Origin of the sequence: Paenarthrobacter sp. TE4293 (assembly GCF_050435325.1) — a bacterium.
GTDB lineage: Bacteria > Actinomycetota > Actinomycetes > Actinomycetales > Micrococcaceae > Arthrobacter > Arthrobacter nitroguajacolicus_C.
Window position 1 is genome coordinate 160,423 of sequence record NZ_JBNJRY010000011.1, and the last position, 10,670, is coordinate 171,092.

The following is a 10,670-nucleotide window of genomic DNA, read 5'->3' on the forward strand; positions in this document are numbered from 1 at the left end:
GAATAGGGATATCGTATGGACTTCTTTGAAACAATCATGTTTCCGTTCAAGTGGCTGGTGTCAATCATCATGGTTGGCTTCCACGAGGGACTGAGCTTCATTGGCCTGCCCGCCGCCAACGGCTGGACGTGGACTCTGTCCATCATCGGCCTCGTGTTGGTGATCCGTGCCGCCCTGATTCCTGTCTTCGTCAAGCAGATCAAAGCCCAGCGCGGTATGCAGCTGCTGCAGCCGGACCTGAAGAAACTTCAGACCAAGTACAAGGGCAAGACCGATCAGCTGTCCCGCCAGGCAATGGCGCAGGAACAGATGGCGCTCTACAAGAAGCACGGCACCAACCCGTTCTCGGCATGTTTGCCGATGCTGATCCAGATGCCGTTCTTCTTCGCGCTGTTCCAGGTGTTGTCGGGTATCTCCAACAACGCCAAGGCTGGCCAAGGCGTAGGCGCCATGAGCCACGAACAGGTCGTTCAGTTCGATTCGTCCAGCATCTTTGGCGCTCCTCTGTCCGCTTCCCTGCTTCACGGTGGAGCCGGTGGCAACGAGGTCGCGGTCTGGATTCTTTCCATCGTGATGATCGTCGCCATGACGGCCTCGCAGTTCATCACGCAGAAGCAGATCATGGCCAAGAACATGTCCGAAGAGGCCATGGCCAGCCCGTTCATGCGCCAGCAGAAGATGATGCTCTACATCCTGCCGCTCGTATTCGGTATCGGTGGCATCAACTTCCCCATCGGTGTCCTCATCTACTGGACCACCACCAACCTGTGGACCATGGGTCAGCAGTTCTTCGTCATCCGCCGTATGCCCACCCCGGGTTCCCCTGCCGCCAAGGCACTGGAGGAGCGCCGCGCCGCCAAGGGCCTGCCGCCGCTGCTGAGTGGCAAGAAGACCGCGGACGCAGCCGCTGAAGCCGAAGCTGCTGCAGCTGCAGCAGCGGAGATCCGGGCCCAGCGCGTCCAGCCACAACGTAAGAACAGGAAGAAGAAGTAATGTCTGCCGAGAGCACTGAAGAAGTTATCGCCGCTGTGACTGAAGACCAGGACGAGACCCAGGAAGAAACGCAGTCCAAGACTGCCAGCCGTTTGGAAGAGGAAGGCGACATCGCCGCCGACTACCTCGAAGAACTCCTTGATATTGCCGATATCGATGGCGACATCGACATCGAGGTTCGCAATGGACGCACGTACATCTCCATCGGCGCCGATGAAGAGTCTGCGGCACTGGACAGCCTCGTAGGACGTGACGGCGAGGTTCTGGAAGCCCTGCAGGAGCTGGCCCGCCTCTCGGTGCTTTCGGCCACCGAGAACCGTTCACGCCTGGTGCTGGACATCAACGGTTACCGTAAGGAGCGCGCTGGCGTGCTCCAGAAGATCGCCGAAGACGCCGTGGCCAAGGTTAAAGCCGACGGCGGAACTGTCGCCCTTGAGCCGATGAGTGCTTACGAGCGCAAGATCGTCCACGATGCTGTCGCTGACCTCGGATTCGTTTCCGAGTCTGAAGGCGAAGGCGCTGGCCGCCACATCGTCGTCTCGGCTGACTAGCAGCTCATGGTTGAAATTACCGCAGCTGAACTGGAAGCGGCAGAGAAGATCTTTGGGGAGCGCTTGGATCTCGCCAAGCGCTACGTTGAACACCTCGCAACGTCCGGAACCGAACGTGGACTTATTGGTCCGCGCGAGATTCCGCGTTTGTGGAGCCGGCACGTCCTGAACTGTGCAGTCATTGAATCTGCCATTGCCATGGACAGCCACGTCGCCGACGTCGGTTCCGGCGCAGGCCTGCCGGGTCTTTGCCTGGCAATTGCCCGCCCGGATCTTGAACTCACCTTGATTGAGCCGCTGGAACGACGCGTCATTTGGCTCCAGGAAGTGGTGGATGATCTCGGCTTGGACAACGTCACCATCATGAGGACGCGTGCTGAGCTCGCCGTCGGAATGGTTGACGCGGACGTTGTTACCGCCCGGGCTGTTTCAGCTCTCAGCAACCTGGCGGGCCTGACCATTCCGCTCTTAAATGGACACGGCGAGGTAGTAGCAATCAAGGGTCGCAGTGCCGCTGAAGAAATCGAGAAGGCCAAGAAGGTCATTCGCAAACTGGGCGGCGTGGAAACGTCCGTTGTGGTTTGTGGACAGGAGCTTTTGGAGGAACCCACCACCGTGGTGAGGATTATCGTCAACAAGCCCGGAAAGACTGCCTGAGACCCGCTCGGTTTCCCGCGTGTCGGCGGCTGAGCAGTTAGGCTAGAGAACGGCAGCATGCGCCGAATGAGAGTGAGAGTGTGACCAGTGGGCAGTAGTGAAACCTCCACGCAGCGGATCCCCCCGTTCATGTCTTTGGGGTCCGCGCGGGCAATGGCCACACCGTCTGCATCCCTTCAGTCTGCGATTGTGCGCACCAATTCAGTTGATAATGCGGCCGTTTCACGTGAAACCGTTTCAGATGGAGTGCATAACGTGATGGATTCCATCGATGATTCAAGCCCCATCGCCCGGCAGTTGGCCAATGAGACCCGACGCCGGGAGCGCCTGATTGGGAGGGAACTGCCCAAGCCGGACAAGACCCGCATCTTCACGGTTTCCAATCAGAAGGGTGGGGTCGGAAAGACCACCACCACAGTGAACATCGCTGCTGCGCTGGCCTCCGCAGGCCTCAACGTGCTGGTGATCGACATCGATCCCCAGGGCAACGCGTCAACCGCTCTTGGTATTGAGCACCATGCGGACGTGGACAGCATTTACGACGTTCTCATCAACGATCTTCCCCTAAAGGACGTCGTGGCCCCGTGCCCCGACATTCCCAACTTGATCTGCGCACCTGCAACCATTCACTTGGCTGGGGCAGAAATCGAGCTGGTTTCCTTGGTTGCCCGTGAGCAGAGGCTCCGACGCGCCATTGACGTGTACGCCAAGGAACGGGAAAAGAATGGTGAAGGTCGCCTGGACTTCATCTTCATTGACTGCCCGCCGAGCCTTGGGCTGCTGACGGTCAACGCGTTCTGTGCTGCAAGCGAAGTACTCATTCCCATCCAGTGCGAGTACTACGCCTTGGAAGGCCTGAGCCAGCTCCTCAAGAACATCGAGATGATCCAGAAGCACCTCAACGCTGACCTGGTGGTATCGACGATTCTCTTGACCATGTATGACGGCCGTACAAACCTGGCCGCGCAGGTCGCCTCCGAGGTACGCCAACACTTCCCCGAACAGGTGCTCGGCGCGGTGGTGCCGCGATCCGTCCGCATCTCTGAGGCACCCAGCTACCAACAGACGGTCATGACGTACGATCCCTCATCCAGCGGCGCGCTGTCCTACATGGAAGCCGCCGCCGAAATCGCTGAACGCTAGAATTCTTGAAACACTGCAACAGCCTGAGCAGTTCCGTGCTCGGCCATTTCATCGAAGGGATGAATCAATGAGCGAAAAGCGAAGGGGCCTCGGCAGGGGTCTTGGGGCTCTCATTCCTAGCTCGGCCGCGGCCCAAGGAAACGGCGGAGCACCATCCCGCCCGGTGGATCTGTTCTTCCCGGAAGCCAGGAAGACCGAGGAACCGGCAGTAGATGCTCAGGTTCAGGAGCCGGCAGCTGCGTCAAAGGCAGAGCCGACTGATGCAACGCCAAACACTGGTAGAACTGCAGCGCCTAAGACCAAGACCGCAGCCGCCAAGACGCCGGCCAAGCCCCAGACCAAGTCGGCGCCGGCAAAGCCTGCCAAGTCGACGCCAGCGAAGCCTGCGGCCAAAGGAGCTTCCACTCAGGTTGAGTCGGCAGATGTTTCGGAGTCCCCAGCGAACTCGACGACGACGTCGTCCGTCCGCTCCGCTCCGGAGGTTGAGCTGGTAGAGGTCCCCGGTGCCCGGTTTGCCGAGATCCCTGTAGGTGACATCCACCCGAACCGTAAACAGCCTCGTTCCGTCTTCGATGAGGACGACATGGCTGAGCTGGTCCATTCCGTCCGGGAAATCGGCGTCCTCCAGCCAATTGTTGTACGTACTTCAACCGAAAAGGGTGGAGAACCGTATGAGCTGGTGATGGGTGAGCGTCGCTGGCGGGCAGTACAGGCTGCGGGACTCGAAACCATCCCTGCGATCGTTCGTGACACCACCGACGACGACCTTCTTCGTGATGCCCTGCTGGAGAACCTGCACCGCAGCCAGCTGAACCCCTTGGAAGAAGCGGCGGCGTACCAGCAGCTTCTGGAAGACTTCGGAACCACTCACGAACAGTTGGCTGACCGTATCGGACGTTCGCGGCCCCAGGTGTCCAATACGCTCCGCCTGTTGAAGCTTCCGCCCTTGGTTCAGCGTCGCGTGGCCGCCAGTGTTCTGTCCGCCGGGCATGCACGCGCTCTGCTCGCCCTCCCGGACGCAGCTGCGATGGAACGCTTGGCACAGAAGATTGTCGCAGAGGGCATGTCCGTCCGGGCGACAGAGGAGGCAGTGGCTCTCTATCAAGATCCAGCTACCCCCGCCAAGAGCAGCATTCCCAAGCCTAACGCCCGGCATGAACGTTTGGACTACCTGGCATCGTCGCTCTCGGATCGCTTGGACACCAACGTGAAGATCACCTTGGGTGCACGTAAAGGCCGCGTCAGCATTGAGTTTGCCAGTGTTGAGGACCTCAACCGCATCATGGATGTCCTTGGTCCGGGTGCGGAAGACTAATTCCTAACTGTCGATTGAATGGGGCTTACTCTGTGGGTAGGCCCCATTTTCGTGTGTACTCGAGGCTTATTCGACCTGACTGCTGATACAAGCTGCTCGAGACCACCCCTCTAGCCCTAACGTTTCTCTGTTTCACGTGAAACAATGCAGAGCTCTGGCTGGCGCTTACTTATCTATGCAGGCCCAGGGGCATCGTTCGTGGGTTTGCCTGCATTCCGTCACCCCGCGGGTTCTCGGTCCGCTGTAGCGGCGTACTTGTTAGTTGCTACTTGCGGTCGTGATTTTTTGATCCCGCCGGGGCAATGTACAGCCGCGTGCCGTGTTTTAGCGCTTGAGACGGAGATTCCACGGTCATGTCCGACATGAAGATTTGGCACACAGGATTCCATGGCTTGTTTTGTGGGACCGACTCACCCTCCATCTCCCAGGCGTAGTCTCTGCAGGAAAAAGCACCGCATGGTGGTGCGGGTCGGCTGAGATCATCAGGGTGAGTGGAAAATCCTTGAACAGACTTCTGGGTTCCAAGGCGGCGAATTGACGCATATGGGACTGCCGCATGAGGTAGTCGCGTCATGTACTGGTACTCTTTGGCTTAACGGGCCCAATCGGAGCAGTGTTTCACGTGAAACTACACCTTGATCGTCGGAGTTGTGGATTGGCAGACCCATAAGGGACAAGGAGGAGCAGGAGGTACTTCCTTCCGTGGGCGCAGGAAGGTTGCCACGTCCCATATCGCCTCGACCGGTCATCAGCCACATTCTGGGAAGCGTGAGTCCCACAGGATACGAACGGCTGTTTCCTGGGGGTTTCAGCATAAGGCATCCATAAGCTCGGACTGGTCCACCCGACCTTGCCCGTCTCGAAGCTGGGTTGCAACGTCCCATGGCCATGTTTCACGTGAAACAGAGCGCCGACCTGGCCAATGATCGTTACCATTCCATCCCCGGCACTAGCTATTCGCCGGCGTTGAGAAGCTTTTGCGGAGACAGCCTTCGGAGGAGGCGGCTCGGGCATTACACGAACCCTAGCTGGGATACTGCCCGAATCCTCCGCTGCTCAGGCGGTCGACTACCGGTCTCTGTAGCATGAATCCACCTCCGACGCCGTTCGGATGTTTCACGTGAAACGAAAGAACACGCCTGAGCAATCGGCTAAGAACTCCAATCGGGTTTCATGTAAATGTTCGATGAGCCGCTCTGTCCCACAATCTTGGAGAAAAATCGCGGTTTGGTTTGCCTTCAGGACAGTAGAAGATCTGCCTACTCCCCAGTTTGGACGAGCCAACCACAAGCTGACTCGGAGCAAAGACTTCAGCCCTGCCATCCTCACGCGAGACGTTTCGCTACTGCGAGGCTTTTTTTGGCTAGGAAAGCACTCTGGTGTTCTGCGGTTGGGCGCCGAGAATTGATCACCGCATCATTTGTAGAAGCTGCTGCATCCCGTTCATGGGACTGGTCCAGATTCTCTCGACCTCACGGATGAGGCTACGAGAATGCACTCGCCTCTTAGGCGGCGACTCGCCTAGTAGATGGTCCCCGGAGAGCGGCTACGAAAGTCTGTGACCGCCCGAGGGTGTCAACATCCGAGCGAGCGGAGCTCTGCAAGCGGTGGTTGGTAGGTCCGGCTCCTGCGAGGGAGCTCAAGCTCTGAAGGGGCCGTCATACGCGCAGCACTCGACCGTGCGTGGTGAGGAGGGTCGATCGCCGGCTCCCCCGGTTGTCGGCGCTGGAATGTATCCACAGGCGGCCTAGCCAACGGGCAAGCGTGTCGACGGGGGTACTCAGGCATGTCTGCGGCTGACAGGGAACGATCCAATCAGCATGGGATCCTGAACGGGCCAGGGACCGGAAAAGTAACCAGCGATCTGGACGTCGATGAGCATGGGTTGACCAGTGGTTTGTGAGAATTGAAAGCCTTCGGACACTAGTCGATTCGCAGTTGTCGTCATCCACTAGTGGACGGCGGTGTTGCGATTCCGTGAGGTCATGCTTTCCTTCGATGCGTGCGGAAGCCTTGTCACCTACTGGCGTTAGCCGTGTGGGCGGCCTCTAGACTGACGATACTTCGGGCACCAGCGTTGTCACTAAAGGCGTCGCCAAGAACTACACAGCGGACATGAATCCGTTCCTCACACCGGATCCTGCCAGGGACTCAACTCGTGAGGTGCTGTATGTTTGTGCGTTCGACCTTGCTCCCCTTTACCTGGGTGGGCGCTAGCGCTACTAGAGTCCCCAACACAAAGATCCGCGTCGCATGTCGGCACGGATCAGTGTGTCGGCTAGAGGGTAGGCGTCGCATTGGATGCGCCGATGTACTTCACATCTGCGCCGCCGAACGTTGGAATGCTGCTGAGTAGATCGACCATAATGGTCGGATGTCGCTTGCATTTCTCCGCGAGGCACTGGCTGTTGAATTGGGCCCTTCAATGTGGCGCTCGGCATTCGACGCAGAGAGCTGAAGTGGTGAGTGGCATGGGCGCACGGTCGAATGGCGGCAGCGTAGCGTTTCACGTGAAACTGCGCGCTCGGTTGAAGCACGTCGTTGATCCAGCTGTCTTCGCCAAGGGTGTGCATAACGCGGTGGATATCCCTGTGGATAATTATGGGGATAACTCTGCGGCGAGGCGGGCTGTTGTGCGTCCAGTTTTGCCGCTTGGTAATGGCTGGCCAAGCATACAGAACAGGTCGCTTGGAACCGTGCCAAAATCTGGTGCCTATTTGGCAAGTGGTCGGACGAACTGCACAGAAAGTGCTGTGTTTAATGCCCTATAGCATTGATTTCCGCACGTATAGTCCGGAACCGGGCTCAGTTGTCGGTACATCCTGGGAGATACGGCAGGCACCAGCGTCAGAGCGGTCTTCGCAGACCTACGGGTTGTGGAATGACAAGCGGCAGAGCCCAAGATCAGTCGTGGAAAAGCCTGTGGATAACTGTGTGTATAAAGCCTTGGTGATTTGATGGTCCTTCGGTGGAAAACACACTCTCCCACCTGTTCCACAGCCTATCCGCGGCGCGACCTGAGGTACGTGCAAGTGACGTTCGCATGCTTCCCGCTCAAGGGCAACACTGGTTTTTGCTGAAGCTCTTGGGCCTGGATATGGGTTCCTAAGCCGCGAGTGGATCATATCTCCACGCACCTAGTAGGACGCAGTCTCAAACTTTTGGGACGAGACAAGAAGCCGCCTGAGTCATCCGATGTCTGCCACGGCAGGCTCCGCTTCCAATGTGGGGAGCGAAGGCGTCTTAGAGCGCAGCGAGGTGTATTACACCTTGGTCATCGCCTGGATGGGCTTTGCCACGGGGGAATGGGCGTTGGTCCCCCATCCTTGCGCCTGCCCAATTGTGTCTGGCCCGCAAGTCCAAAAGCCGCGAGGAGGCTACGATGCGAACATCAAATTGTCCCGCTGTTCTGGTTTCACGTGAAACACCATCAGTACGCGCCTGTGCAGACCAGGCGGCCGTATTTGTGGGTTCAAGCCGCTGTAGGGGTGGGTGCCGGACAGCTGACTTTCGACGATTCTCTATTCTGTAATCAACCCGCGAGGCTGACCGTAGTTGCTCTCCGCAGCATACTGTGGGTGGAGCAGCCCCTTAGTAACTCAGGGATACATCCCCAGGGTCCGATCTCTATGACTTCAGTCCGGGTCGAGATAGAATCCCTTTCGGCAACGGGCAGCGGTCAGCGGGCAACGGGCAGTGAGCAACTGGCAGTGAGCAACTGGGAACGGGCCGCTGTCCGCCACAGCGGCCTCGCCGGTGCCTTTGGCTCGTTGCTCATAGGGCCTTAGGGTCGAAGCGCGCTATGAGCTGTTCCGCGGTGTGAGCCAAGGCTAAGGGCCCGGCCTATATATGTTAGGGCGCCCCCATGGCCATGGACGTGGATGCATAGGATGGCGGGTTCAAGAACAGATGCTAAAGCTAGGGGGCCACCCGTCCACTTTCAGCCCCAACCTCTCTCTCGAGCATGCGCTACGGCGAGTATGGGCTCTGATCGACGCAGTATGGGCATGTTGGTCGACGGTGTTTCACGTGAAACACAAACTCCGATTCTCCATCGAGTCGCGGATGCGCGTTCCGCTACCGGTCTGGTCGATGAATGCCGGTGTGTGTTATGTCGTCGGTGGGTGGAAAAGGCAGTCATGGAGGAGAGACGGAGGCCTAACGTGCCACAAAACAGGACCGCCACAATTTCTCCGGGTGGTAGGGGGTTCCACACTGTTTGAGCGTTGGACGACGGTCACGATGAGATGACAGCCGCATCGAACTCCATCTGGCGAATGGGGCAGCGAGGGGCCCTAGAGATCGTTGGCTTCGATTGGTGGGGTGTACACTTCCTTGGGATTCAAGCAGGCCTGGTTTAGGCACAAAGCCGGTTCAAGCAGGAGGCGCGAGGTGTGAGGTGGCCGGCGAGCGTACAGTGTGGGTCCGCAGGATGGGTTCGTCGCAGGAAAGCCAGTTGCCCTACTGAAGGGTTGACGTTCCTGAACGGCAACAACACCGGAGACGCATCCATATTGAAGCTCTACGGGTCTGAGGCCCGAGGAAACGCGTCAAAGCCCAGGGGCAGGAGCTTGGGAATGTATCGGCGGCCCTTTCGCGCACAGAGAAGGCTGCAAGATCACCATGGAGGAACGTTCAAGCCTCCGAACGGGCTTGTGGTGCGGCTATTAGGGCGCCACCAAGGGAAGGCCGAGGAGCGGATGTCACACGAAAGATAGCACTGAGCTAATTCGAGCAACTACGACTCTGTAAGTGGCCTAGAGGTAGCAGCCAGGTGTCCGGGAGACAGGTGGACGTCCAAAACCCGCAGCCGGCTGGGTGTAGGAGGCTTATGCAGGCCTAGCTGCTTTGTGGAGTCACTTGTCCAGATTGTGGCTAGGAAACGCGATGAACGTTGCAAATACGTTTATCAACTGCCTCGACGCAGGCAACAATGGCTTTCGAAGAGTCTTCGTCCTGTTTCACGTGAAACAAGTACAGCAAGCTCTGATGGTGAGGACGAGTATCCCTGCCGAGGAGCGGAAGGACTAGTACGACTGAATAGCCAGAGATGGACCTCCGTATACGGTTTCACGTGAAACACCGGACACCGGACACCGGACACCGGACACCGGACACCGTACACCCGAGTCGCATCGGAGCGGCGCTCACACTGCACAGTCGACCCATCTAGGTCCGTGGGGCCTCGGAGACATCAGCATGAGGTCACCTCGTTCCGGTTGGTATGAACCGTTGGAACCGGGGTCAGGTACGAGCCACAAAGTGGCCACTCCCCCCGCCCTCGATGCGATCCGCTGCCCGAACCCTTACGTCTCGCCAAAGATGTACCTCGAATTCATTGGAATTACCGGGCACCGAAACCAAGCGGAGGGGTTCTTTTTGGTCACCGTGCCATTAGCGCAAGATCTGGCTCAATCAATCGAGGATGCCCCGAGGACACGGTTCGGGAGGCCCTCCCGGCTCGGCACTCGTACACATCAGCTCCAGGTCCCCCATCGCGTTGTGTTTCTCCCAAGCATCAATCGACGCACTAATCATGATGTGCGCCCTGCGAGCAGACATGGGGTGCTGGTCCCGAAGAGGAGTACCCGAACAATGTAGGAGCTCCTATTCCGACGCTTTGAATCTACGAGACGTCGGTGATCATAAACTCCAACTGACTTCGAGCGGCCGGTACCTCGGTTCAATCCGGCCACCGAGACGGACCTTATGGTCGGTGAGAGAGGATCGGGCTGGAGCGCGTCAACGGTGAGAGGGGGTCGGGCTGGAGCGCGTCAACGGTGAGAGGGGATCGGGCTGGAGCGCGTCAACGGTGAGAGGGGGTCGGGCTGGAGCGCGTCAACGGTGAGAGGGGATCGGGCTGGAGCGCGTCAACGGTGAGAGGGGATCGGGCTGGAGCGCGTCAACGGTGAGAGGGGATCGGGCTGGAGCGCGTCAACGGTGAGAGGGGATCGGGCTGGAGCGCGTCAACGGTGAGAGGGGATCGGGCTGGAGCGCGTCAACGGTGAGAG

Annotated in this window: 5 protein-coding genes; all 5 read left to right on the top strand. The window is 58.6% G+C overall.

Annotated elements, in window-relative coordinates:
- Window positions 1-15 precede the first annotated feature (15 nt).
- The 5 genes from yidC to QF015_RS20035 all read left to right on the top strand — a co-directional run bounded on the left by yidC (window position 16) and on the right by QF015_RS20035 (window position 4,659).
- A complete protein-coding gene (gene yidC, locus QF015_RS20015) occupies window positions 16-993 on the top strand; it encodes a membrane protein insertase YidC (RefSeq protein WP_429390528.1) in 978 nt (325 codons plus the stop codon).
- On the top strand, window positions 993-1,544 hold the full coding sequence (locus QF015_RS20020) for a protein jag (protein WP_310208169.1): 552 nt from the start codon (window positions 993-995) through the stop codon (window positions 1,542-1,544). Before yidC ends, QF015_RS20020 begins: the two co-directional genes overlap by 1 nt.
- A 6-nt stretch (window positions 1,545-1,550) precedes the next feature.
- A complete protein-coding gene (gene rsmG / locus QF015_RS20025; protein ID WP_011776793.1) occupies window positions 1,551-2,201 on the top strand; it encodes a 16S rRNA (guanine(527)-N(7))-methyltransferase RsmG in 651 nt (216 codons plus the stop codon).
- An 87-nt stretch (window positions 2,202-2,288) separates the two neighbouring features.
- Window positions 2,289-3,344 carry a ParA family protein gene (locus QF015_RS20030; RefSeq protein ID WP_310208166.1) on the top strand — a complete coding sequence of 352 codons (1,056 nt, stop codon included), beginning with the start codon at window positions 2,289-2,291 and terminating at the stop codon, window positions 3,342-3,344.
- A gap of 67 nt (window positions 3,345-3,411) precedes the next feature.
- A complete protein-coding gene (locus QF015_RS20035; RefSeq protein WP_429390529.1) occupies window positions 3,412-4,659 on the top strand; it encodes a ParB/RepB/Spo0J family partition protein in 1,248 nt (415 codons plus the stop codon).
- Window positions 4,660-10,670: the final 6,011 nt, after the last annotated feature.

Coding starts and splice junctions, on each gene's coding strand:
- rsmG (WP_011776793.1), top strand. CDS start 1,551: ATGGTTGAAATTACCGCAGCTGAACTGGAAGCGGCAGAGAAGATCTTT.
- QF015_RS20035 (WP_429390529.1), top strand. CDS start 3,412: ATGAGCGAAAAGCGAAGGGGCCTCGGCAGGGGTCTTGGGGCTCTCATT.
- yidC (WP_429390528.1), top strand. CDS start 16: ATGGACTTCTTTGAAACAATCATGTTTCCGTTCAAGTGGCTGGTGTCA.
- QF015_RS20020 (WP_310208169.1), top strand. CDS start 993: ATGTCTGCCGAGAGCACTGAAGAAGTTATCGCCGCTGTGACTGAAGAC.